Below are 24,106 nucleotides of genomic sequence, written 5' to 3'. Positions count from 1 at the left end.
TGGGACAAGTCCGGGCCTTCCGACGATGCTGAACGATCCCAATGTCGAAGTCGCGCGCGCCGTGGTCGGAGTCGGCAACGACTATCCGCCCTCGTTCGAGCTGGCGCTGCACACGCATCGGCGCGGGCAGTTCCTTCATGCGACCACGGGCGTCCTGGCGGTCTCGACGCCGCAGGGCGCCTGGGTTTCGCCGCCGCAGCGCGCGGTGTGGATTCCGCCGGGCACGCCGCATGCCGTGCGCATGATCGGTCCCGTCTCGACCCGCAGCGTGATGATCGATCCGGCGATCGGCCAGTTCGATCGCTGCTGCCGCGTCGTCGGCGTCTCGCCGCTGCTCAGCGCGCTGCTCGCCGAGGCCTGCGAGACCGCGCTCGAATACGACGAGGCGGGACGCGACGGTCTGGTCATGCGGCTGATCGTCGCCGAGATCGAACGCGCGCCGGTGATCCCGCTGGCCGTGCCGTTCCCTTCGGCGCCGGCCCTGGCCATGCGCTGCCATGCCTTCCTCGAGGCGCCGAGCGTCAAGAGCGGGGTCGACGAATGGGCCGATGCGCTCCACCTCAACCGCCGCAGCTTCACCCGCCTGTTCCGCCGCGAGACGGGGATGAGCTTCGCCGAATGGCGCCAGCAGGCCTGCCTCGCCATGGCGCTGCAGCGGCTGGTCGCGGGCGCCTCGGTCACGGAGATCGCGCTCGATCTCGGCTACGACAGCCCGGCGAGCTTCTCGACGATGTTCCGCCGCGTGCTCGGCGTGCCGCCGAGCCGGTACAGCGTCTAGGCCATGCCCTTGCCGACCGTGGCGCGCACCGGGATACCTTCGGGTTCGAAATCGTCGAGGCAGAACACGTTCACGCCGACGAAGTCGGGGGTCACGCGCTTGCGGTGGAACGGATAGATCCCGCAGGTCCGGCAGAAGAAGTGTCGCGCGGTGCGGGTATGGAACCGGTATTCCTGCAGGTTCTCGGCGCCGGCGAGAAGCTCGAACGCGCTTTCGTGGACCTTGACCATCAGCGCGTTCTTGCGCCGGCAGATCGAGCAGTCGCAGGTGGTCAGCTCGGGGAAATCGGTGGTGATCGCGAAGCGCACGGCGCCGCAGTGGCAGGAGCCCTCGTGGCGGGCGAGCGGCCGGCTCATGCTGCGGCCAGCCGCGGCTGCGCGGCGAACCAGGGCTCGAGCCGCGCGAGCGCATCCTCGACCAGCGCGGTCGAGACGGCGAAGCTGAAGCGCATGAAGCGGTTGCCGTGGACCGGGTCGAAGTCGATCCCCGGCGCCGTGGCGACGCCGGTCTCCTCGAGCATGCGCCGGCAGAAGGCCAGGCTGTCCTGCGTCAGGTGGCCGACGTCGGCATAGACGTAGAAGGCGCCGTCGGGCGGAGCGATGTGGCTGAGGCCGAGCCGGGCGACGCCGTCGAGCATCAGTTCGCGGTTGCGCGCATAGGTCGCGACATGGCCTTCGAGCTCGTCGCGGCAGTCTATCGCCGCGAGGCCGGCGTGCTGCGCGAGGCTCGGCGGGGTCAGGAACAGGTTGCCCATTCGCGCGCGCGCCGGCTCGACGAGCGCGGGCGGCACGACCAGCCAGCCGAGCCGCCAGCCGGCCATCGAGAAGTATTTGGAGAACGAGTTGATGACGAGCGCCTCGGGCGCGACCGCCAGCGTCGAGCGCACGGGGCCGACGTAGGAAATGCCGTGGTAGATTTCGTCCGAGACGATGGCGATGCCGCGCTGCGCGCAGACTTCGGCGATGCGCGCGAGTTCGTCGGGTTCGATCACCGTGCCCGTCGGATTGGCCGGGCTGGCGATGATCACGCCCTGCGGCGCGGGTTCGACCGCGGCGAGCGCGGCGGCGGTGAGCTGGAAGCGCTCGGCCTCGCCGCAGTCGAGCTCGACCGGCTCCATGTGCAGCGCCTTGAGCGTGTTGCGATAGGCGACGTAGCCGGGGCGGGCGAGGGCGACGCGAGCGCCCGGCGCGAACAGCGTCGACAACGCGAGCACCAGCGCGGGCGAGGCGCCGCAGGTGAGGATCACTTGGTTCGGCGCGATCGTGACGCCGTGCTCCTCGGCATAGAGCCGAGCGATCCGTTCCTTGAGCTGAGGGTTCTCCCAATAGCCCATCGGGTCGGCGTCGAGCACCTCGTGCGCGATGGCGATCGCCGCGGCGGGCGCGCCGGTCGAGGGCTGGCCATATTCCATGTGGATCACCGAGCGGCCCTGGCTCGCGAGCTGGTAGGCGAGTTCGCCGATGGCGATGGCGTGGAAGGGATCGATCGCGGCGGTCATGCGGGGCGTTTCGCATGGGGCGCGGGCGGGCGCAATCTAGACCAGCGGCAGCGCGCGAGACCCGCGGTGGTGGAGCAGCGCGTCGAGCAGCTCGAGCGCGCGTGCCAGGCGATCGCGGCCGAGACTGCCGCCGATCGAGACACGGATGCCGCGCGCGGTCTCGGCGCGGTCGGCGGCGAAGGTCTCGCTGGCGACCGCCGAGAGCCCCGCCGGCGCGAGCGCGGCGGCGAGTTCGGCCGGGGCGATGTCACCGGCGAGCGGGATCCACAGGTGATAGCCTTCGGGATCGGCGCGATAGGAGCCCGCGGGCAGCAGTTCGGCAACGATCGCCTGGCGCGCGACACATTCGGCGCGGACCTCGCCGACGAGCTGGCTCCAGGTGCCGTCGCGCAGCCATTGGCTCGCCGCGGCGACGTTGAGCGGCGGCGCCATCACCGTGGTCTCGTGGACGTCGGCCGCGAGCCGCCAGGCATCGCGCAGCGAGGGGGCGCGCAGATAGGCGACGCGCAGCGCCGGCGAGACGATCTTCGACAGGCTGGCGACGTGCCAGGTGCGCTCGGGCGCGAGGCTGGCGAGCGGCGGCAGCGGATCGGCGCCGAGCCGGCCATAGGCGTCGTCCTCGATGATCTTGATGTCGTGGCGACGCGCCACCGCGACGATCGCCTGGCGGCGCGCGAGGTCCATCGTCGCCGTGGTCGGGTTGTCGTTGCTCGGCACCAGATAGACCGCGCGCACCGTGCCATCGGTGCAGGCACGGTCGAGCGCCTCGGGATCGATGCCCTGGTCGTCGCCGGGAAGCGGCACGATCTGCAGCCCGAGCCGTCGTGCGATCGCCAGCCAGCCCGGATAGACGAAGCGTCCCGTGCAGACCGCGTCGCCGGGCTCCAGGGCGGCGTTGGCGATCGCGTGGAGCGCCGTTTGCGCGCCGCTGACGACGAGCACGGTATCCTCCTCGGCGGGAATGCCGCGTTCGGCCAGCCAGTCGGCGCCGGCCTGGCGATCTAGCGGCGCGCCGCCGCCGGGCTGGTATTGCAGGCGCATGGCCGCAGTCGGGCCGGCGAGCACCTCGCGCAAGGCTTCGGCATAGCGTTCGGGCAGGCTCGAGCGCAGCGGCAGCGGCGGCAGGTTCATGCCCGTATCGAACGGCGCGACCTGCTCGGTCGCCAGCACGCCACCGGCCTCGCGCACGAAGGAGCCGCGGCGGCCGTCGGCGTCGATCAGGCCCAGCCGCCGCGCTTCGGCATAGGCGCGCGTCACCGTGCCGAGGTCGATCCGCAGCGCTTCGGCAAGCTCGCGCTGCGGCGGCAGCCGGTCGCCGGGGCGCAGGGTTCCGGCTGCGATGTCGCGACCCAGCGCAGCGCTGATCGAAAGGTATTTCGGCCCGGCCGAGCCGGTGATTTCAGGCAGCCACATATTGTATGCCTATATGCATTGATTTTGTATCCATACAAACTATATGGGCCGGGTCGACGCGGCGCAAGGGCCGAGTCGGCAACCCCCTCTGCAAAAGGTGTGGAATGTCGGAACCGGTTCTCGAAGGTCGCGCGAAGTTCGACTGGATCGTCCACTGCGGCTGGAAGGGTCTTTGCCCGCGCTGCGGCGAGGGCAAGATGTTCAGCCGCTTCCTCAAGCTGGCCGAGACCTGTCCGAACTGCGGGCTCGACTACCGGTTCGCCGCGCCCGACGACGGCCCGGCCTTCTTCTCGCTTTGCATCATCGCCTTCCCGCTGATCTTTTTCGTGGTCTGGCTGCAGGTGGCTTTCGATCCGCCGTTCTGGGTGCACCTGGTGACCTCGTTCCCGCTGCTCGCCTTCGGCTGCATCTTCCCGCTGCAGCCGATCAAGGGCTGGCTGGTCGCCTCGCAATACGTCAACAAGGCGCAGGAAGCGGGGACCGAGCATCTCTGGGCGCAGCTCCATGGCCGCGCCGCGGAAAAGGCCCCCCTGGACAGGGCTGATGACTGATCCGGTGATCGAACAGGCGCGCGAACTCGCCGCGGCTTTCCTCGACGGCATGCGCCGCCAGGACCTGGCGCTGATGATCCGTGCGGGCGAGGGCGACGACTTCCCCGAAGTGATCACCGCCGCCGCGCTGCTCGAAGGCCTTGGCGCGCGCAACCTGCACCAGGAGCAGGCGCTCAAGGCCTATGCCGATCGCGAGTTCTGGGACGACGACCTGCCCGGCGGCTCGCTCGCTTCGCACGACAAGGGCGCGATGGCGCGCAACGTGCTGGCCGGGCGCGAGCCGTTCTACAACTGCGAGTAGCTTCGGCTCAATCCAGCCTCACCCTCAGGTGGTTGACGCCGCGTGCGACCAGGCCGCCGATCATCTTGGTCGGCTCGCCGCTGTCGTCGAGCCGCATGTTCGGGAAGCGGTCGAGGAGCGCGTTGATCGCCGCGGTCATCTCCGCGCCGGCGACGAAGCGGCCGAGGCAGGTGTGCGGGCCGGCGGCGAAGCCGACGTGGCGCTTGGCCGGGCGGTGGAGGTCGTAGAGGTCGGGATTCTCCCAACGCTCGGGATCGCGGTTGGCGGCGCCGAGGCAGCAGTCGATGATCGCGCCTTCGGGGATCGCCATGCCTTCGAGCACGGTGTCGCGCGTCGCCATGCGGTAGAACAGCGGATCGGTGCAGTTCCAGCGCACCGATTCCTCGATCGCCTGCTCCATCAAGGAGCGGTCGGCGCGCAGGTCCTCGAGCTGGTCGCGGTTGCTGAGCAGCGCGAACAGCGTGATGCCGAGCTGGCGGAAGGTCGTGCCGCCGCCGGCGAGCAGCAGCAGGCGCGAGAATGACAGGATCGCCTCGTCGGGCAGCTGCGAGGCCTTGCCCTCGGCATCGGTGAAAGGCGCGTCGATCATGCGCGAGATCAGGTCGTCGCGGCGCTCCTGGCGGCGCGCGGCGATCGCGCCGAGCAGGACCGTGCGCACCTTCTCGTGCGCGACCTTGCGCGCCGCTTCGGGCAGCATCGGCGCCATCGAGGTCAGCAGGTTGTCGCGGAACTCGAGTGCCTCGTCGGAGGACAGACCATAGGCGGCGGTGACCGTGTGCATCGGCAGGCGGCCGCAGAGCTGCGGGACGAGATCGACCGCCTGCTGACCCTCGATCCCGTCGAGCAGGATCTGGACGAAAGGCTCGATCCACTTCTCGGTCCACCAGCCCATCGCCTGATCGCGCGTCATCATCGGCTGGACCGCGGCGCGGTGGCGCGCGTGTTCCTGTCCGATCATCGTCAGCACCGTGTGCCCGATGTTGAGCATCACGCTCTCCTGCTCCTGGTAGTGGGCGGAGGAGAACTTGGCGGCGTCGACCAGCGCCTTGGAGCAGGCATCGAACGAGAGTGCGGTGAAATGCTGGCGCTGCGGCGAGGTGTGGTCGGGCTGGCCGGTCAGTTCCAGCGACAGGCTGCCCTTGAACACGGGGCCCTGCGCGCGCAGCCGCGCGAAGTCGGGATAGGGATCCTCGAGCATGACGCCGCCCGAGTGCTCGATCTCCTTCTCGACGTTGAACATCTCCTTGTAGCGCGGATCGTCGCGCGTCAGCGCAGAGTCGGTGGTCATTTCTGCTGTGTCCCTTGCTGGCGCGGGAAGCCTTTCACGGCCGCTCCGCCCTCTCCCGTGATATCGCTTGGATCATAGTGAGATCGCGATGGCGACACAATATTCGAAATACGAAACTGTCCCGACGATGTGCGAGAACAAAATGGGTCCACATCGGCTGCAATGGCGCGTTCCTCCAGCGTTTTCAGTGCTATGCAGCGCGCGGGGACACTGGGGAGCGCTGGCATGGTCATCGATTTCTTGCGGGCAAAGCGTTTGCGCGAAGGCCGCGCATCGCAGCTTGCACAGGAGATCGGCGCCACGCTCTCGCCCGACATGGTCCTGCCCGAGCCGCTGCTGCAACTGTTCGACTGGATCGAGGGCCACGGTTTCTACGAAGGGACCAAGTCGGGGCGCGTCGGCTATCTCTATCCGCACCGCGAACTCTACCGGACCTGGACCGATGGCGAGCGCCCCGGCGGCACCTTCATCACCTTCGGCGCGCAGGACAGCGACGACCTAAAATACTGCTTCAATTCGCTGAATCCGGAGATCGTCGCGCGCCTCTGCGTGTTCTCGAACACCAATGGCGACGGATCGCGGATCGGCTTCTGGCTCGACGACGAGGGTGCGCAGAAGATCGTCCTGCTCGGGTCGGGCTCGGGCTGCGCGACCGTCTGCGTCCTCGCGGACGATCCGGTCGATTTCCTGAGGCTCGTGGCGATCGGCTATGACGCGCTCGACGGCGGGGACTTCGCCGCGCTGCCCAATGCCGATCCCGACTATGTCGTCCATCCCAACCTCGCCTTCCGCGGCTGGGTCGAACGGACTTTCGCGGTGTCGATCCCCGAGCGCGGCAGTGAGATCGTGCCCCACGCCGACGCGATGGACGCGGAGAGCTCGGCCGATCCGTTCTGGCAATGGGTTCGGCGCGTGGCGGCTTCACCCCCCGCCTTCGAGGAATAGCGCCACCCAGTCACGGGCCGGGGCTCCCCATTTGGGAATATCCGTCGCGGGTCTCGCGTGCTGTCTGGCCTGGTTCGCTCGCGCCGCAAGAGGCTGTGAGTCTCGAGGCATTGGGAGAGGATCGTCATGGATTTGCAGCTCACGGGCCGCCGCGTGCTCGTCACCGGCAGCAGCAGCGGTATCGGCGCGGCCGTCGCGCGAATGCTCGCCGAAGAAGGCGCCAAGGTCGTGGTTCACGGCCGTGACCGCGCGCGCGCCGAGGCCGTCGCGGCCGAGATCGGCGCCGCGGGCGTGGCGATCGGCGAACTCAGCACCGACGCGGCCTGCAAGGCGGTCCATGCCGAAGCCGTCGCCGCACTCGGCGGCAACATCGAGATCCTGATCAACAACGCCGGCGGCAATTCCGAGGGCAATTCCACCAAGCCGCCGCACCAGATCGATCCCGACCACTTCCTGTCGAACTTCAACGCCAATGCCCTTGCGGCGATCCGCCTGACCAACCTCTCGATCCCCGAGATGGAAGCGGCGAAGTTCGGCCGCGTGATCAACGTCTCGAGCGCGGTCGCGGTCCAGCCGAACAACATGGGGGCCGATTATTCGGCGGCGAAGGCGGCGATGAACAACTTCACCGTCAGCCTGGCCGGCGCGCTCAAGGGTGCGGGCATCACGGTCAACACCGTCTCGCCGGGTATCGTCATGGTCGACGGCCTGTTGCGCATGGGCCGCGACCGGCTCGGCAATCCCGAAGCGAGCTTCGAGGAAGTGACCGAACTGCTCGTCAATGCCGGCGTGTTCACCCTGCCGCCTGCGGGTCGGCTCGGCATTCCCGAAGACCTCGCGATCATTATCTGCACGCTGGCCAGCCCGCGCTCGGGCTATGTCACCGGCGCGAACTATCGCGTCGACGGCGGCCAGATCCGTTCGCTGAATTGAAAGGGCGCATCATGTCGCAGAAGAAATATCGCGTCATCCAGTGGGCGACAGGCACGGTCGGCTCGGCCGCGCTCAAGCACTTCATCACCAATCCCGCGATCGAGCTGGTCGGCGTCTACGTCACCAATCCCGACAAGGCGGGCAAGGACGCCGGCGATCTCGTCGGCCTGCCCCCGACCGGCGTGCTCGCGAGCGACGATTTCGAGGCGATGATCGCGCTCGAGGCCGACTGCGTGCTCTATGCGCCCGCTCAAGGCCCCAGCCTGATCGACACGGCCTGTCGCCTGCTCGCCACGGGCAAGAACGTGGTCTCGCCGGCGGGGCCGTTCCTGCCCAACACGTGGTTCCCCGACGTGGCCGAGCGGATCGAGGCGGCCTGTCGTGAGGGCAACAGTTCGTTCCACGGCTGCGGCGTCCATCCGGGCTTCTCGGGCGACATCCTGCCGCTGACCCTGGCGCGGCTGATGAGCCATGTCGACAAGGTCGAGGTCACCGAGATCATCGACAAGGTCCGCAACCCGATGATCTACACCGAGATGGCCGGCTTCGGGCTCGACCCGCAGGAACTCTTGGCCAACCCGCGCCGTTCGCCCGAGACCTACAAGGCGTTCTATTCGTCGATGGACATGCTGGCCAAAGGCCTCGGCAAAGCGATCGAGAAGGTCACCGTCAAGTTCGAGGTCGCCAAGGCCAGGCACGACATCAAGCACCTCTACGGCGAGGTCAAGGAAGGCACGGTCGGCGGCCAGCATTACGAGTGGACCGCCTGGGCCGATGGCAAGCCGCTGATCGTCTACAACTTCTTCTGGCAGCTCGGCGACAGCGCCGAGGCGCTGGACCCGCTCTGGGAAGAGGGCGAGTCCTGCTACCGCGTGCGCATGCACGGCGAGCCGCCGATGGAAGTGAAGCTCATGGGCATGCCAGAGGCCGACGGCCGCCGCCCGTTTCACGGCCTGCCCTGGACCGGTATCGTCGGCGCTACCGCGGTCCCCGCGGTCTGCGATGCGGCGCCCGGCGTGGTCAGTCACATCGATCTCGGCGTGGTGCAACTGCCGGGGATCGCGGGCTAAGGGTCAGCACTTTGTCCCCGTCGCTCCCCCGCGGGGCGACGGGCGCCTGCGCGGGTTCAGATCGCTTCGAGCGCGGTGAGCAGGTCGATGAAGTCGTCCTTGCGGATCAGGCGTTCGAACTGGAAGCCGGCGCGCTCGGCCGATGCCCAGACGAGGTGCGCCTCGATCCATCCGATCACGGGCAAGCGCATGGCCACGCGATCGCCCTTGCGGAGCATCGGCACGTCCGTCGCCATGAAGCCCGAGGCCGAGATGTTGTTGATCGACAAGCCGATCTCGCCGAGGCGGGGGTGCTGCGCGACCACGTGATGATCCAGCGAGTGCCGCGCTGCCTTGCGCGCATCGATGGCGGAGAGACATGCCTGCAAACCGGAATTCCTTCTGCGGATGAGGGCTTACTTTAGCGCCAACCGCCCCGCCGTCCGGTTAAGAGGCGTTAGGGTACGCCTCTGCTTTTCTTAGACATTGGTCGACACGCGCGGTGAAGGCCGATTCATGGGCGATGGAAATGCCGCCTCTTCGACCGGGATCGGACACGGCCATGGCCCGGGGCTGCCCGCGCCGACGGTCCGGCGCCCTGTCGAGGCGGCGAGATCCCCTATGGATCGGCGGATGCAAGTTGCGATAGGGAAGGGCGATGCCAGGTCTTATCGCCCCGCCGAACGCCCCCACGCCAGGACGCGAAAAATCAGCATTCGCCACGCTGGAGGCCAATCCCGACGCGGGCTTCATGTTGAACGCGCCGCATCCGAACGCGCCGCTGGTGATCACGTTCGCCTTCGTTTCCTGGGATAGCTTGCCGGCATTCGATTTCGTCCGCCGGGTGAACAAATTGAGCGTCGCGACGAACCGCCCGATCAATTGCCTGTACCTGCGCGACAGCGCCAACCTGTGGTATCAACATGGCATTGCCGGGCTGGGACGCGACGTCCACGAGACCGCCAACCGGCTGCGCGAGGTGATACATGCCGTGCGGCCGAGCTCCGTCAGCATCGTCGGGCAATCCATGGGTGGCTATGCGGCCGTGCTGTACGGCGCGCTTCTCGGCGTGGATCGCGTGCTTGCCTTCGGTCCCTTGTCCTACCTGCGCCCGGACTGGGCGCGGCGCGATGGCGACCTGCGCTGGATCAGCGTGATGGACAAGCTGGAGCGGTATCCGCCCGCACCGTGCTACGACGATCTGCCGGCCCTGCTGTCCAGCTTGAGCACGATACCCGAGATTCAGCTCGTTTACGGAACCGGCGCCGAGGACGATGGCACCGCCAATCTCGATGCGCTCCATTCCAGCAGATTCCGGCAGGTAGCGGGGGTTCGCGTCACCGACATTGCCGAAGCGCCGCATGCGGTGGTCAAATGGCTGATCGATCAGGGCCGCATCGATGACATGCTCGCCGCGGCTCTGCTCCCCGAACCGGGGCCCGTCGCGCGCTTCCGGGCACCGCTGCCATCGCCGATGGGAACGAGCCAGTATCTATCGTTTGACGACGAATGGCGCGGCTGGATCGCAGAGAACCTGGTGCATGGCGTCGAACCCGGCGACCTGCTGTTCGAATTGGCGGCGCAGGGCTTCCACCTTGCGGAGGCGCAGCGCGAAATCGACAAGGCTCTGCGCAGTCCCTATCTGGCGCCCGCGCTGCGCTTGAAGGCCTTGGCATCATCGCCGGCATAGACCTGACCGCCGCGACGGCAACGCCGCCGCCCGTCGTCAAACGGGATCAGGAAAACAGCTGCGCCGAAAGCTGCGCGGTGCGGGCTCGGCGGTTTGCTATCGCCAGGTCGGCGCTGGACATCCGCCAGGCGACCGCGTTGCCGCTTTTCCGCGCGGGCTCGTAGCCGGCCAGCGAGGCCAGGGTGAACCACTTGTGCGCCTCGAGCAGTTCGTCGCGCGAGCAGGTTCCCGATGCGAGGGCTATGCCGAGATCGAAGCAGGCGCCGGCGTTGCCCTGCAGCGCCTCGGCCATTCTGCTTTCGATCAGGAGTCGTGCGTTCGGATTGCTGCGAGCCATGGTGGTCTCCACTGTCCTTGTGCCTATGCCGTGAAACATAGTTAACCGCGCGATTCGGCGCCATTGGCCGATGGTCGAAGCGGTACCCGACATTGGTCGCAAAACGGCGGTTTTCGGCGCGGTTCGGCGAGCGCGCCGGCCAACGAAAAAGGGCGCGCCTTGCGGCAGGCCCCTCTCGGTCTTCGGCAGGAAGCGATCAGCGCGGGAGCTGGCTCGCGCCCATCAGCGCCTCGTCGACCGCGCGGGCGGCCTGGCGGCCTTCGCGGATCGCCCAGACGACCAGGCTCTGGCCACGGCGCATGTCGCCGCAGGCGAAGATCTTGGGATCGCTGGTCTGGTAGTCCTGGACGTTGGCAGCGACATTGCCGCGGCCGTCGAGCGCGACGCCGGTCTGTTCGACCAGTCCCTGCTTCTTCGGGCCGACGAAGCCCATGGCGAGCAGGATCAGCTCGGCCTCGAGCACGAACTCGCTGCCTTCGATCTCCTTCATCGCGCCGTCGACCCACTCGACGCGGACGCATTCGAGGCCGCGCACGTCGTTGTCGCCGACCACGCGCTTGGTCAGGATCGCCCAGTCGCGGTCGACGCCTTCCTCGTGGCTCGACGAGGTGCGCAGCTTGAGCGGCCAGTTCGGCCAGCTGAGCGCCTTGGCTTCCTTCTCGGGCGGCTTGGGCATGATCTCGATCTGGGTGACGCTCTTGGCGCCCTGGCGGATCGAGGTGCCGACGCAGTCCGAACCGGTATCGCCGCCGCCGATCACGACGACGTTCTTGCCCGTGGCGAACAGCGAGCCGCGCGGCGCGGCGCGCATCTCGTCATCGCCGGCATTGCGCTTGTTCTGCTGGGTCAGGAATTCCATCGCCAGGCGCACGCCGGGCAGTTCGGCGCCCGGAATCTCGAGCTTGCGCGCATCTTCGGCGCCGCCCGCGAGGACGATCGCATCGAAGTTCTCCTTGAGCGACGCCACCGAGATGGTCACACCGACCTCGACCGAGGTGCGGAACTGGACGCCTTCGGCCTCCATCTGCACCGCGCGGCGGTTGATCAGGTGCTTTTCCATCTTGAAGTCGGGGATGCCGTAGCGAAGCAGGCCGCCGATGCGGTCGTTCTTCTCGAACACGGTGACCGAATGGCCGGCGCGCGCGAGCTGCTGCGCCGCGGCCATGCCGGCGGGGCCGGCGCCGACGACGGCGACGGTCTTGCCCGTGCGCTTCTCGGGCACCTGCGGCGTGATCCAGCCTTCCTGCCAGCCGCGATCGACGATCGCGCACTCGATCGACTTGATGGTCACGGCCTGGTCGACGATGTTCAGCGTGCAGGCGGCCTCGCAGGGCGCGGGGCAGATGCGGCCGGTGAACTCGGGGAAGTTGTTGGTCGAGTGCAGGACCTCGAGCGCGTTCTTCCAATCGCCCTCGTAGGTCAGGTGGTTCCAGTCCGGGATGATGTTGTTCACCGGACAGCCGTTGTGACAGTAGGGAATGCCGCAGTTCATGCAGCGCGAGGCCTGCGCGCGGAGATCGCTCTCCGGCATCGGCACGACGAATTCCTTGTAGTTCTTGATGCGGTCTTCGACCGGACCATACTTGCGGTCCGAGCGGTCAAGCTCGAGGAAGCCGGTTTCCTTGCCCATTTGCCTAATCTTCCCTGATCTTATTCAGCGGCGACCGAAGCGGCTTCGAGCCGCTCGGCTTCCATCTGCTTGAGCGCACGTGCGTAGTCGCGCGGCATCACCTTGACGAACTGCCCCAGCGCATTGTCCCAGTCGTCGAGCAGCGCGCGGGCGCGCTTCGAGCCGGTGTGGAGGTGGTGCCGTTCGAGCAGAACGCGCAGGCGTTCGGCGTCGTGGCGCAGCATGTCGCCCATGCCGTTGTCGTGGACGCCGTTGGTCCGCTGCTGCGGCCGGCCGGCGCCGTCTTCCTCGTCGCGTTCGGCCGAGATGGGCAGCACGTCGACCTGCGCGAGATTGCACAGGTCGGCGAACAGACCGTCGGGGTTGTAGACATAGGCCACGCCGCCCGACATGCCCGCGGCGAAGTTGCGCCCGGTCTTGCCGAGCACCACCACGGTGCCACCGGTCATGTATTCGCAGCCGTGATCGCCGCAGCCCTCGACCACCGCGATGGCGCCCGAGTTGCGCACGGCGAAACGCTCGCCGCCGACGCCGTTGAAATAGGCCTCGCCCGCGATCGCGCCGAACAGCACGGTGTTGCCGACGATGATGTTCTCGGTCGGCTCGCGGTTCACGTGGCCCGGCTGGCGCACGATCACGCGGCCGCCCGACAGGCCCTTGCCGACATAGTCGTTGCCGTCGCCGGTCAGGTCGAGCGTGACGCCGTGCGCGAGGAAGGCGCCGAAGCTCTGGCCTGCGACGCCGGTCAGCTTCACGTTGATCGTGTTGTCGGGCAGGCCGGCATGACCATAGCGCTTGGCGACCTCGCCCGAGAGCATGGCGCCGACCGTGCGGTTGACGTTGATCACCGGGCGCTCGATGCGCACGGCTTCCTTCTTGTCGAGCGCATCGGCCGCGGCGGCGATCAGGTCGTTGTCGAGCGCGTTCTCGAGCCCGTGATCCTGCGTCTCGGTCCAGTTGAGCGACGGGCCTTCACCCAGCGGCGCCTGGAAAAGCAGCTTGGTCAGGTCGATGCCTTCGGCCTTCCAGTGCGACACGGCCTTGCGCGCGTCGAGCCGGTCGACGCGGCCGGTCATCTCGGCGATCGTCTTGAAGCCCATCTCGGCCATGATCGAACGCAGCTCTTCGGCGACGAAGAAGAAGTAGTTGATCACATGCTCGGGCTCGCCGGTGAAGCGCGCGCGCAGCACCGGGTCCTGGGTGGCGACGCCGACCGGGCAGGTGTTGAGGTGGCACTTGCGCATCATGATGCAGCCCGCGGCGATCAGCGGCGCCGTGGCGAAGCCGATCTCGTCCGCACCGAGCAGCAGTGCGATGGCCACGTCACGACCCGTGCGGATGCCTCCGTCGGCCTGCACCGCGACACGGCTGCGCAGGTTGTTGAGCAGCAGGGTCTGCTGGGTTTCGGCGAGGCCGATTTCCCAGGGCGAACCCGCGTGGGTCAGCGAGGTCAGCGGCGAAGCGCCGGTGCCGCCCTCGTAGCCCGAGATCGTGATGTGATCCGCCTTGCACTTGCTGACGCCGGCGGCGACCGTGCCGACGCCGACCTCGGAGACGAGCTTGACCGACACGCGGCTGGTCGGATTGACGTTCTTCAGGTCGTGGATCAGCTGGGCGAGATCCTCGATCGAGTAGATGTCATGGTGCGGCGGCGGCGAAATCAGGCCGACACCAGGGGTCGAATGGCGCGTGGCACCGATGGTCTTGTCGACCTTGTCGCCGGGCAGCTGGCCGCCCTCGCCGGGCTTCGCGCCCTGCGCCATCTTGATCTGGATGTCGTCGGCATTGACCAGGTATTCGGCGGTCACGCCGAAGCGGCCCGAGGCGACCTGCTTGATCGATGAGCGCATCGAATCGCCGTTGGGCAGCGGCAGGAAGCGCTTGGGATCCTCGCCGCCTTCGCCGGTGTTCGACTTGCCGCCGATGCGGTTCATCGCCAGCGCGAGGGTGGTGTGCGCCTCCCACGAGATGGAGCCGTAGCTCATCGCGCCGGTGGCGAAGCGCTTGACGATCTCGCTCGCGGGTTCGACCTCGGCGAGGTCGATAGCCTTGTCGGCCTTCTTGAGATCCATCAGGCCGCGGATCGTCAGCATACGCTCGGACTGGTCGTTGATCGACTGCGCGAACTCGAGATACTTCTCGGGCAGGTTGCCGCGCACCGCGTGCTGGAGGCTGGCGATGTTGGACGAGGTCCAGGCATGCTCTTCGCCGCGCAGGCGCAGGCCATACATGCCGCCGACGTCGAGCATGTTCTTGTAGATCGGGTTGTCGCCATAGGCCGCCGCGTGACGGCGTACGGTCTCCTCGGCCACCTGAACCAGGCCGACACCCTCGATGGTCGTCGCGGTGCCGGTGAAATAGGCTTCGATGAACGGGGTCGACAGGCCGACGGCGTCGAAGATCTGCGCGCCGCAATAGGACTGGTAGGTCGAGATGCCCATCTTGGACATGACCTTGAGCACACCCTTGCCGATGGCCTTGATGTAGTTCTTCTCGACCTGCTTGGGCTCGAGGTTGGGCAGCTTGCGGCTGCGGATGTCCTCGAGCGTTTCGAAGGCGACGTAAGGGTTGATCGCCTCGGCGCCATAGCCCGCGAGCGCGCAGAAGTGGTGCACTTCGCGCGCTTCGCCGGTCTCGACCACGAGGCCGGTCTGCATGCGCAGGCCCTGGCGGACGAGGTGGCTGTGCACCGCGGCCGTCGCCAGCAGCGCCGGCATGGCGATGCGGTCGGGACCCTGGGCGCGGTCCGACAGGATCAGGATGTTCTTGTCGGCCAGCACGGCTTCGGTGGCCGACCAGCACATTTCCTTGATCGCCTGCTCGAGGCCCGCGGCCCCGGCCTTGGCGTCCCAGGTCATGTCGATCGTCTGCGTGCGGAAGGCGCCGTCGAGCGCCGCTTCGATCGAGCGGATGCGCGCGACGTCTTCGTTGGTCAGGATCGGCTGGTCGATCTCGAGCCGCTTGTGCGTGCCGGCGTCGTGGCCGAGCAGGTTCGGACGCGGACCGATCATCGAGACCAGGCTCATGACCAGCTCCTCGCGGATCGGGTCGATCGGCGGGTTGGTGACCTGCGCGAAGTTCTGCTTGAAGTAGTCGTAAAGCAGGCGCGAGCGGCCCGACAGCACCGCGATCGGCGTGTCGGTGCCCATCGATCCGATCGGATCGTCACCGTTGGCGGCCATCGGCTCGAGGAACTTGTTGGTGTCCTCCTGCGTGTAGCCGAAGGCCTGCTGGCGATCGAGCAGGCTCGTCGTTTCGACGGGCAGCGCGGCGAGCTCGGGCTCGACGACCTCGAGGTCCTTGAGCTTGTACTGGGCCGAAGCCAGCCACTCCTCGTAGGGCTCGGCGCCCGAGAGCTGGGCCTTGATTTCCTCGTCCTCGATGATGCGACCTTCCTCGAAGTCGATCAGCAGCATCTTGCCGGGCTGGAGGCGCCACTTGCGGACGATGTTGTCTTCCTTGATCGGCAGCACGCCCGATTCCGACGCCATGACGACGAGATCGTCGTCGGTGACGAGGAAGCGCGCGGGGCGCAGACCGTTGCGGTCGAGCGTCGCACCGATCTGGCGGCCGTCGGTGAAGGCGACGGCGGCGGGGCCGTCCCAGGGTTCCATCAGCGCGGCGTGGTATTCGTAGAACGCGCGGCGCTTGCTATCCATGATCGGATTGCCGGCCCAGGCCTCGGGGATCAGCATCATCATCGCGTGGACGAGGCTGTAGCCGCCCGCGAGCAGCAGCTCGAGCGCGTTGTCGAGGCAGGCGGTGTCCGACTGGCCGTGCGGGATCAGCGGCCACATCTTGTCGAGATCGGGGCCGAGCAGCTCCGATTCCATCGTGCGGCGGCGCGCGTTCATCCAGTTGACGTTGCCGCGCACCGTGTTGATCTCGCCGTTGTGGGCGATGAAGCGGTAGGGGTGCGCGAGCTTCCAGCTGGGGAAGGTGTTGGTCGAGAAGCGCTGGTGCACGAGGCCGAGCGCCGAGACGCAGTCCGGGTTGCGCAGGTCGTCGTAGAACGAGCCGACCTGGGTCGCCAGCAGCAGGCCCTTGTAGACGATCGTCCGGCTCGAGAAGCTCGGCATGTAGAGTTCGGACAGGCCGGGCAGGTTGTGCTTTTCTTCGAGCGCCTCGAGCGGGTTCTGCGCCTGCTTGCGGATCGCCAGGATCTTGCGCTCGAAGGCGTCCTGATCGGCGATGTTGTCGCCGCGGCCTATGAAGCACTGGCGGATCACGGGCATCGAGGCGATCACGGCCTTGCCCAGACCGTCGAGCGTGGTCGGCACGTCGCGCCAGCCGATCAGGGTCTGGCCTTCCTTGGCGATGAACTGTTCGAAGTGCTCGATCGCGAAGTTCCGAGCGGCCTCGTCCTGCGGCAGGAAGCACATGGCCACGGCATAGTCGCCGGCGGCGGGCAGGGTCAGGCCTTCGCCGTCCGCCCACTTGCGGAACAGCAGATCGGGCATCTGGATCAGGATGCCGGCGCCGTCACCCAGCAGCGGGTCGGCGCCGACGGCGCCGCGGTGGTCGATATTTTTGAGAATCTCCAGCGCCTGGCTAACGATCGCATGGGTTTTGGCGCCCTTGATGTGGGCAACGAAGCCCACGCCGCAAGCGTCGTGTTCATTACGCGAATCGTAGAGCCCTTGGGGCTGAGGAAAACCCATCGATAAACCCATCCTGTCATTGGCCGGCCCCGCTGTGCGGGAACCGGTCGGCAAGCGCGACTCACCCCACCGGAAACCGGCGTAGGGAGTGCGAGCGCGCCCCATGACAATATGATGGTATTTTTGCAACCGCGAAGAGATTGCCGGGGTTTTCCGCGCGTGTGCCGGTCGTGGACTGGCGCAATAAAACTGCGGAAAGTGCTTCGATCCTTGCGGTTCAGCCGCCGCGCGTGCCGCTCATCCGCTGGAGTTGGGCGAGGGCGTGACGCAAGGCCATTTCGGTTTCCTGCGGTGCGACCAGCGGCGTCGGCGCGCTGGGTGCCGGACGGGCGTTGCGACGGTCGGTGAAGTCGGGGAAATGCACGACCGGGCCGGACTCGGCGGTCCTGGTTTCCTCGGCTTCCGACAGAGCCTCGCGCCGCTGGAGCGCGATGGCGAGTCGTTCGATCAGTTCGACGTGCGAGAGCTCGGCGAGATCGGCGGCGGCGATCCGCTCGGCGGCGGTCGGTTCGCGCGATTCGGGCTCGGCGAAGAAGGGTTCGGTGACCAGCGGGGCGATGTCGACGATCGCGGGTTCGGCCTCGATCGTCACTTCGGCGGCGGCGACTTCGATCGCTTCGGTGCGTTCCGTCGCCGGGGCGATCGGTTCAGGCAGTTCGGCTACTTCGGGTTCGGACGTGAGCTCGGGTACGGCGGCGAGTGGTGCCGCGATCGGCTCCGCGGCGAGGCTGGCGGGATCGAGCACGGGCTTGGGCTTCGTCTTCGCGACCTTGGGCGGATCGACATCGGCCACCTTGAACACCTGCGGCGCGCGGCGTTCGGCGGGTTCGGCGACGCGCTTGGCCAGGAACCAGCCGATCGCCGCGCCGAGGATGCCGAAGGCCAGCGAGACCGCCAGCCGCGCCTTGATGCCCAGCGGCGGGGCGGCGGCGGCGATCATCGTGTCGATGCCCGTGGCGATGACGAAGCGTTCGAGCAGGCCGGTGCTCAGCGCCAGGCTGCCGACGCCGAGCAGGGCGGCGAACCACAGCGCGACGATCGCCGGGAACAAGGGATGGCGCGTGATCGGTTCAGGCTTGGCAGCCTGTTTGCGGTCGCGCGGCGTGCTGTTCGGCTCGGCCAAGATCGTCTGCCCCTGTTCCCTATGCGCTGCCGCTCAAGCGGCGTGCAGCTCGGATTGCGGCTGTTTGCCTAGCACGCGATGGTAAACGTCTTGATAACGTTCCACATTGCGCGCCCAATCGTGTCGCGTTTCGACATGGGTGCGGCCGGCGGCGCGATAGGCGTCCCAGCGACCGCGTTCGGCGAGCAACTGCGCGAGGGCTTCGGCGCAGGCGGAAGGGTCGTCGGGGGTGAACAGCCGGCCGGTCACGCCGTCGGTGATCAGCTCGCGGTGGCCGCCGACGTCCGAAGCGGCAACGAGCTTGCCCTGGGCCATGGCCTCGAGCGGCTTGAGCGGGGTGACGAGGTCGGTCAGGCGGCTCTTCTTGCGCGGATAGGCCATGACGTCGGTCAGCGCGTAGTAGCGCTCGACCGCGTGGTGCGGGACGCGGCCGACGAAGCGGATCGCCCGAGCCGCGGGCGAGGCGAGGGCCTGGGCCTTGAGTGCTGCCTCGCGCGGGCCGCCGCCGACGAGCAGCAGGCGCGCGTCGGGCTGTTTGGCGATCAGTGCGGGCATCGCCGCGATCAGGTCGTCGATGCCTTCGTAGTCGTAGAAGCTGCCGATGAAGCCGATCACCGGGCCGTCTCCGAGGCCGAGCTCTTCCGCAAGCGCCGGATCGCGCGCGATCGGCGAGCCGAACAGCGCCAGGTCGACGCCGTTGGGCATGATCGCGATGCGCGTCGCGTCGTGGCCGCGGGCGATCAGGTCGTCGCGCAGGCCGTCGCAGATCGTCACCACGGCGTCGACGTTCGACACGACGTGATTTTCGAGCGCGCGCGTCAGGCGATACTTGGCCGAACCCTCGCGGCCCGCGCCGTTGCCGACCGCTGCGTCCTCCCAGAAGGCGCGGATTTCGTAGACCACGGGAATGCCCAGACGCTGGCCCGCGCGCCGCGCGGCCTCACCGCCGAGCGCGGGCGAATGGGCGTGGAGCAGGTCGGGGCGCCATTCGCCGCAGAGCCTTTCGATCGCCGCCGAGAGCCGTGCGATCTCGCGCCACTCGCGCAGCCCCGGTGGGCCGCTCGTTTCACCCGGCGTGCGGTGGAACAGCAGGCCGTCGGCCTCTTCGAGCGGACGCTGGTCGATCTCGGCCTCGGGCCCGGCCATGGCGCGCAGCTCGGCCGCATGCCGCAGGCCCGTGATGCCGCGCACGTCGAAGCCCATGGCCTGCTGCGCCTTGAGGATCGCGCGCGTGCGGAAGGTATAGCCGCTGTGCAGCGGCAGCGAGTGGTCGAGGACGTGCAACACGCGGGTCATGCCGGCTTTCCTAGGCGATTAACGCTTAACGGCCCGTCAACCGCGTGCTGCTAGGCAGGCGGCGATGATCGACCTGTTCGGCATTATCCTGACGCATGGCCTGCTGGCGCTCGCCGCCTGGCGGCTGTTGAGTCGCGCCGATCTCGATTGCGATCCCGGCACCGAGAAGGAGCCGCGCAAGCGGCCCGGAATGCGCGCGCCGCGTGACTGACTACACCTTCTTCCTGTTCTTCGTCGGCTTCGTCGCGCTCGGCTTCAAGCGGCCGTTCCTCTGGGTTCTTTGCTACTGTTACGTCGACATCGTCTCGCCGCAGAAGGGCTCGTGGCACCTGCTCGCCTCGCTGCCGGTCTCGCTGATCGTCTTCGCCGCGGCCGTGGGCGGGTGGCTGCTCGTCGACGACAAACGCGATTCGCGCTTCACCTACCGCCAGGGGATTCTCTGCGCTCTGCTGGTCTATTGCGGCATCACGACCCTGCTGGCCGATTTCCCGGTCGAGGCGCTGGGCAAGTGGTCGTGGGTGTGGAAGGCGCTGCTTTGGGCGATCATCCTGCCGCTGACCCTGCGCACCAGGCTGCGGATCGAGGCGACGGCACTGGTCCTGGTGCTGTCGCTGGGGGCGATCATCATACCCGGCGCGATCAAGACCGTGCTCGGCGGCGGCGGCTACGGCACGCTGCGCCTGCTGGTTGACGACAACACCGGCCTGTTTGAAGGCAGCACGATCTCCTTGGCGGCGATCGCCGTCATTCCGCTGATCTGGTGGCTCGCGCGGTTCGGCACGATCTTTCCGAAGCACTGGACCGTCACGCTGTTCGCCGTGGCCCTGACCGGCGCCTGTATCCTCATGCCGGTGGGCACGCAGGCGCGTACCGGCCTGGTCTGCCTGGCCGTGATGGGGGTTCTCGTGCTGCGCACGGTCAAGCATCGGTTCCTCTACATGGCGCTCGGCTCGATCGCGCTGATGGTTGCCGTTCCTTTCCTGCCCAAGAGCTTCACCGATCGCATGAACACGATCGAGAATCACAAGGCCGATCAGTCTGCCAGCACCCGTCTCGCGGTCTGGGGCTGGACCTGGAACTATGCCAAGGATCATCCGGGCGGCGGCGGCTTCGAGGTCTATCTGGCCAACAAGGTGCGCTACCGGCTGAAGAGCGATCCCGCGAGCGACGGCAATTCGAGCGAACCGGCCTATATCGAGGAAGCCGGCCGCGCCTTCCATTCGAGCTATTTCGAGATGCTGGGCGAACAGGGCTGGCCGGGGCTGATGTTGTGGCTCTGGCTGCACGCTTCCGGGCTCTGGCAGATGGAGCGGATCCGCCGCAAATGGCGCAAGCGTACCGGCCCCGACGAGCTATGGGTCGCGCCGCTGGCCAATGCGCTGATGCTCGGCCACGTGGTCTACATGGTCGGCGCTCTGTTCGTCGGGATCGCCTATCAGCCCTTCATCCTGATGCTGGTCGGCCTGCAATGCGGCTTCTGGAGCTATCTGAAGCGCATCGACCAGCCGGCGCGCCGGCCGATGGGCCAGGCACGCCATCCGCGGCCGCTGGCAGGCGGGGAACCGCTCGGCGTCTGAAGGCGGTTTAGCGGTCGCTTTCCCTGCGCGTTCGGGCTACCGCCTCTGCCGCATGAAGGGTCGGATCCGCGATAACAGGCAGGCGCCGTACAGGAATGGCCGGGAGAACGCCGATGCGCGGCGCTGAATCGACGGCACCTGCGCATCTCGATGCCCTGACCGGCATCCGCGGTATCGCCGCTTGGCTGGTGGTGTTCTACCACATGCGCTTCTCGCTGCTGACCCTGCTGCCGATCGATGCGATCAAGGTGCTCGCGCGCGGCTATCTCGCGGTCGACCTGTTCTTCATCCTCTCGGGCTTCGTGCTCTGGTACAATTACGCGCCGCGGCTGCGCGACGGCGGCCTGATCGAGGCCGGGCGCTTCCTCTGGCGGCGGATCGCGCGAATCTGGCCGCTGCACATCGTCCTGCTCGGTCTGTTCGTGATCTACGCCCTGGCCCTGCTGGCGCTGGGCCGCGATGCCTCGTTCTATCCTTTCGCCGAACTGCCGCTGCATGTCCTGCTCATGCAGAACTGGGGCTTCACCGAGGCGCTGCGCTGGAACGACCCGTCGTGGTCGATCAGCACGGAGATGGCGGCCTACCTGGTCTTCCCCCTGATCGTCCTGGCGGCCAAGTGGGAACGCATGCCCACCGCCGTGCTCGTGGCGATCGGCCTCGGCCTCGCCGCAGCGATCCCGCTCTATTTCTGGTCGCACGGCCAGACCTCCATCGGCGCCGACATCTCGCAATTCGGCTTGGGGCGCTGCCTGTTCGAATTCTCGCTGGGCAACGTCATGTGCCTGCTCTGGCTGCGCTGGCGCGGGCAGCGCCATGCCGCGCTCGCCGCGCTGTTCGCGGGTACCGTCTTCCTGGGCGTGGCCGTGGCGCTGCGCCTGCCCGAGACCGTGCTCGTCCCGATCCCCTTCGTCGCCGGTCTGCTGGCGCTGGCGCTCGGCCGCGGACCGATCGTCCGCCTGCTCGGCATGCCGGTCATGCGCTATCTGGGCGAGATCAGCTATGCCACCTACCTCGCGCACACCTTTCTGTTCCTGGTGTTCAGGCCGATGCTGGCCGACGCGCAGGGGCAGCTTGGCTGGCTTCCTTTCCTGACCTTCGTCGCGATCCTGCTGGCGGCTTCGGCAGGGTTCTACCATCTGCTCGAGAAACCGGCCCAGCGCTGGTTCAACCGCCATCCGCCGCGCTTGCGGTTGCGCGCGAACGAGGTGCCTGCCGAATAGGACCTTGCGTTGCGCGCCGCCTGCGCCATGCTGTCTTCCGACCTTGGAACAGGGAGTGACGCGTGAAGCTCGAGGAACTGCAGGCAAAAGTGGGCGAGGTGATCGGCACGTCGGATTGGCTTCTGGTCGACCAGGCCCGCATCGACGCTTTCGCCGATACCACCGAGGACCATCAGTTCATCCACGTCGATCCCGAAGCGGCCAAGGCGACGCCCTTCGGCCAGACGATCGCGCACGGCTTCCTCACCGTCTCGCTGCTCGCGCCGATGATGGCGCGGATGGACAAGCCCGAGGTGCAGATGAGCGTCAACTACGGCTTCAACAAGCTGCGGTTCCTCACCCCGGTCAAGTCGGGCAAGCGCATTCGCGGGCATTTCAAATTGCTCGAACTGATCGAGAAGCGTCCGGGCCAGTGGCTGCAGACGGTCGAGGCGACGGTCGAGATCGAGGGCGAGGCCAAGCCCGCGCTGATCGCCGAATGGCTGTTCCAGCACTTCGTATAATTGCCGCGCGGCCGTCGCTCCGGCACGGCTGACAGAGAAGCACAGAGGAGACCTGACATGCGCGACGCCGTCATCGTAGCCGCAGCCCGCACGCCGATCGGCCGCGCCTACAAGGGCGCCTTCAACGCCACGGCCGCGCCCACGCTCGGCGCGCTGTCGATCGAGGCCGCGGTTGCGCGTGCCGGCATCGAGGGCGGCGAGGTCGAGGACGTCGTCTGGGGCGCCGCGCTCCAGCAGGGCGGCCAGGCGCTCAACATCGGTCGGCTCGCCGCATTGCGCGCCGGCCTGCCGGTGACCGTCGCGGGGATGAGCGTCGATCGCCAGTGCGGTTCGGGCCTGATCGCGCTCGCCACGGCCTCGAAGCAGGTGGTGCTAGACCGCATGGACGTGGTGATCGCGGGCGGCCAGGATTCGATCTCGACGGTCCAGACCAAGGACTTCCGCGTCGAGTTCGACCGCGATCTCATCCGCTTGCGCGAGGCGGCCTACATGCCGATGCTGCAGACCGCCGAGGTCGTCGCCCAGCGCTATGGCATCGCGCGCGAGGCGATGGACGAATATGCGCTGCAGTCGCAGCAGCGCACCGCTGCGGCTCAGGCTGCGGGTGCCTTCGATGCCGAGATCGTGGCGACCACGACGACGATGAGCGTCACCGACAAGGCCACCGGCGAGACGTCGAAGAAGGAGGTCACGCTCACCAAGGACGAGGGCAACCGCCCCGAGACCACGCTCGAAGGACTGGCGGGGTTGAACACCGTGATCCCCGGCGGCACGACCACCGCGGGCAATGCCAGCCAGCTCTCGGACGGTTCGGCCGCGCTGGTGGTGATGGACTCCGCGCTCGCGGCGAAGAAGGGCCTGGCCCCGCTCGGCCGCTTCGTCGGCCTCGCCGTTGCCGGCACCGAACCCGACGAGATGGGCATCGGCCCGGTCTTCGCCGTGCCCAAGCTGCTCCAGCGCTTCGACGTGAAGATGGACGACGTCGGCCTGTGGGAGCTCAACGAGGCTTTCGCGGTGCAGGTGCTCTATTGCCGCGACAAGCTCGGCATCCCCAACGAACTGCTCAACGTCAACGGTGGCTCGATCGCGATCGGCCATCCTTACGGCATGACGGGCGCGCGCTGCGCGATGCATGCGCTGATCGAGGGCAAGCGCCGCGGCGCGAAATACGTGGTGGTAACGATGTGCATCGGCGGCGGCATGGGGGCCGCCGGACTGCTCGAGGTGCTTTAGGTAAAGCCCCTTACAGAAGCTTACCCGCGATGCGCTTTCCCGCAGCCTGCTTTCGCCTCGTCGAAAAGAAAGTCGTTACG

Annotated in this window: 22 protein-coding genes; 12 read left to right on the top strand and 10 right to left on the bottom strand. The window is 67.5% G+C overall.

Annotated elements, in window-relative coordinates:
* Positions 1–25: 25 nt before the first annotated feature.
* Positions 26–778 carry an AraC family transcriptional regulator gene (locus WG901_RS09100; RefSeq protein WP_339586751.1) on the top strand — a complete coding sequence of 251 codons (753 nt, stop codon included), beginning with the start codon at positions 26–28 and terminating at the stop codon, positions 776–778.
* Here WG901_RS09100 and WG901_RS09095 read toward each other — a convergent pair.
* The 3 genes from WG901_RS09095 to WG901_RS09085 are packed head-to-tail and all read right to left on the bottom strand — an operon-like array spanning position 775 to position 3,689.
* A complete protein-coding gene (locus WG901_RS09095; protein WP_339586750.1) occupies positions 775–1,134 on the bottom strand; it encodes a GFA family protein in 360 nt (119 codons plus the stop codon). The two genes, WG901_RS09100 and WG901_RS09095, sit on opposite strands and share 4 nt — an antisense overlap.
* Complete coding sequence (locus WG901_RS09090) at positions 1,131–2,276, bottom strand: aminotransferase class I/II-fold pyridoxal phosphate-dependent enzyme (RefSeq protein ID WP_339586749.1); 1,146 nt, start codon at positions 2,274–2,276, stop codon at positions 1,131–1,133. Before WG901_RS09090 ends, WG901_RS09095 begins: the two co-directional genes overlap by 4 nt.
* Before the next feature lie 36 nt (positions 2,277–2,312).
* A complete protein-coding gene (locus WG901_RS09085; protein ID WP_339586748.1) occupies positions 2,313–3,689 on the bottom strand; it encodes an aminotransferase-like domain-containing protein in 1,377 nt (458 codons plus the stop codon).
* A gap of 104 nt (positions 3,690–3,793) precedes the next feature.
* Between WG901_RS09085 and WG901_RS09080 the strand changes: the two genes are divergently transcribed.
* Positions 3,794–4,240, top strand: coding sequence for a DUF983 domain-containing protein (locus WG901_RS09080; protein ID WP_339586747.1), 447 nt, complete (start codon positions 3,794–3,796; stop codon positions 4,238–4,240).
* Positions 4,233–4,541, top strand: a complete 309-nt coding sequence (locus WG901_RS09075; protein ID WP_339586746.1) for a hypothetical protein — start codon at positions 4,233–4,235, stop codon at positions 4,539–4,541. The genes WG901_RS09080 and WG901_RS09075 overlap by 8 nt, the downstream gene beginning before the upstream one ends.
* Positions 4,542–4,548: 7 nt before the next feature.
* On the opposite strand, the gene WG901_RS09070 is transcribed toward WG901_RS09075, so the two are convergent.
* Complete coding sequence (locus tag WG901_RS09070; RefSeq protein ID WP_339586745.1) at positions 4,549–5,829, bottom strand: cytochrome P450; 1,281 nt, start codon at positions 5,827–5,829, stop codon at positions 4,549–4,551.
* 225 nt (positions 5,830–6,054) lie between these two features.
* Between WG901_RS09070 and WG901_RS09065 the strand changes: the two genes are divergently transcribed.
* The 3 genes from WG901_RS09065 (at position 6,055) to WG901_RS09055 (ending at position 8,777) form a co-directional block, all read left to right on the top strand.
* Positions 6,055–6,774 carry a hypothetical protein gene (locus WG901_RS09065; protein WP_339586744.1) on the top strand — a complete coding sequence of 240 codons (720 nt, stop codon included), beginning with the start codon at positions 6,055–6,057 and terminating at the stop codon, positions 6,772–6,774.
* Between the two features lie 126 nt (positions 6,775–6,900).
* Positions 6,901–7,707: an SDR family NAD(P)-dependent oxidoreductase gene (locus WG901_RS09060; protein ID WP_339586743.1), complete on the top strand. Its 807-nt coding sequence runs from the start codon at positions 6,901–6,903 to the stop codon at positions 7,705–7,707.
* A gap of 11 nt (positions 7,708–7,718) precedes the next feature.
* A complete protein-coding gene (locus WG901_RS09055; RefSeq protein ID WP_339586742.1) occupies positions 7,719–8,777 on the top strand; it encodes an NAD(P)H-dependent amine dehydrogenase family protein in 1,059 nt (352 codons plus the stop codon).
* A gap of 56 nt (positions 8,778–8,833) precedes the next feature.
* Here the strand turns inward: WG901_RS09055 and WG901_RS09050 are convergent, their stop codons facing one another.
* The gene (locus WG901_RS09050) at positions 8,834–9,145 is read right to left on the bottom strand and encodes a PilZ domain-containing protein (protein ID WP_339586741.1); all 312 of its coding nucleotides are present in this window, start codon (positions 9,143–9,145) and stop codon (positions 8,834–8,836) included.
* 269 nt (positions 9,146–9,414) lie between these two features.
* On the opposite strand from WG901_RS09050, the gene WG901_RS09045 reads away from it, so the two are divergent.
* Positions 9,415–10,446 carry an alpha/beta fold hydrolase gene (locus WG901_RS09045; RefSeq protein WP_339586740.1) on the top strand — a complete coding sequence of 344 codons (1,032 nt, stop codon included), beginning with the start codon at positions 9,415–9,417 and terminating at the stop codon, positions 10,444–10,446.
* A gap of 46 nt (positions 10,447–10,492) precedes the next feature.
* Here WG901_RS09045 and WG901_RS09040 read toward each other — a convergent pair whose 3' ends face one another.
* The 5 genes from WG901_RS09040 to WG901_RS09020 all read right to left on the bottom strand — a co-directional run bounded on the left by WG901_RS09040 (position 10,493) and on the right by WG901_RS09020 (position 19,493).
* Complete coding sequence (locus WG901_RS09040; protein WP_339586739.1) at positions 10,493–10,783, bottom strand: hypothetical protein; 291 nt, start codon at positions 10,781–10,783, stop codon at positions 10,493–10,495.
* Between the two features lie 196 nt (positions 10,784–10,979).
* Entirely contained in the window at positions 10,980–12,413 is a 1,434-nt protein-coding gene (locus tag WG901_RS09035; protein WP_339586738.1) for a glutamate synthase subunit beta, read from the bottom strand.
* A gap of 20 nt (positions 12,414–12,433) precedes the next feature.
* Positions 12,434–17,074 carry a glutamate synthase large subunit gene (gltB, locus tag WG901_RS09030; RefSeq protein ID WP_339586737.1) on the bottom strand — a complete coding sequence of 1,547 codons (4,641 nt, stop codon included), beginning with the start codon at positions 17,072–17,074 and terminating at the stop codon, positions 12,434–12,436.
* A 217-nt stretch (positions 17,075–17,291) separates the two neighbouring features.
* Complete coding sequence (locus WG901_RS09025; protein ID WP_339586736.1) at positions 17,292–18,197, bottom strand: hypothetical protein; 906 nt, start codon at positions 18,195–18,197, stop codon at positions 17,292–17,294.
* 33 nt (positions 18,198–18,230) lie between these two features.
* The gene (locus WG901_RS09020; protein WP_339586735.1) at positions 18,231–19,493 is read right to left on the bottom strand and encodes a TIGR04063 family PEP-CTERM/XrtA system glycosyltransferase; all 1,263 of its coding nucleotides are present in this window, start codon (positions 19,491–19,493) and stop codon (positions 18,231–18,233) included.
* A gap of 64 nt (positions 19,494–19,557) precedes the next feature.
* Between WG901_RS09020 and WG901_RS09015 the strand changes: the two genes are divergently transcribed.
* The 5 genes from WG901_RS09015 (at position 19,558) to WG901_RS08995 (ending at position 24,026) form a co-directional block, all read left to right on the top strand.
* Entirely contained in the window at positions 19,558–19,704 is a 147-nt protein-coding gene (locus WG901_RS09015) for a hypothetical protein (protein WP_339586734.1), read from the top strand.
* On the top strand, positions 19,697–21,070 hold the full coding sequence (locus tag WG901_RS09010) for a putative O-glycosylation ligase, exosortase A system-associated (protein WP_339586733.1): 1,374 nt from the start codon (positions 19,697–19,699) through the stop codon (positions 21,068–21,070). Before WG901_RS09015 ends, WG901_RS09010 begins: the two co-directional genes overlap by 8 nt.
* Before the next feature lie 113 nt (positions 21,071–21,183).
* Entirely contained in the window at positions 21,184–22,290 is a 1,107-nt protein-coding gene (locus WG901_RS09005; protein ID WP_339586732.1) for an acyltransferase family protein, read from the top strand.
* A 62-nt stretch (positions 22,291–22,352) separates the two neighbouring features.
* Positions 22,353–22,793: a MaoC family dehydratase gene (locus tag WG901_RS09000; RefSeq protein WP_339586731.1), complete on the top strand. Its 441-nt coding sequence runs from the start codon at positions 22,353–22,355 to the stop codon at positions 22,791–22,793.
* A gap of 57 nt (positions 22,794–22,850) precedes the next feature.
* The gene (locus tag WG901_RS08995) at positions 22,851–24,026 is read left to right on the top strand and encodes an acetyl-CoA C-acyltransferase (RefSeq protein ID WP_339586730.1); all 1,176 of its coding nucleotides are present in this window, start codon (positions 22,851–22,853) and stop codon (positions 24,024–24,026) included.
* Positions 24,027–24,106: the final 80 nt, after the last annotated feature.

Origin of the sequence: Novosphingobium anseongense (genome assembly GCF_037482895.1) — a bacterium.
In the GTDB taxonomy this organism is placed as follows: domain Bacteria; phylum Pseudomonadota; class Alphaproteobacteria; order Sphingomonadales; family Sphingomonadaceae; genus Novosphingobium; species Novosphingobium anseongense.
This window is presented reverse-complemented; position numbering and strand designations above follow the sequence as displayed.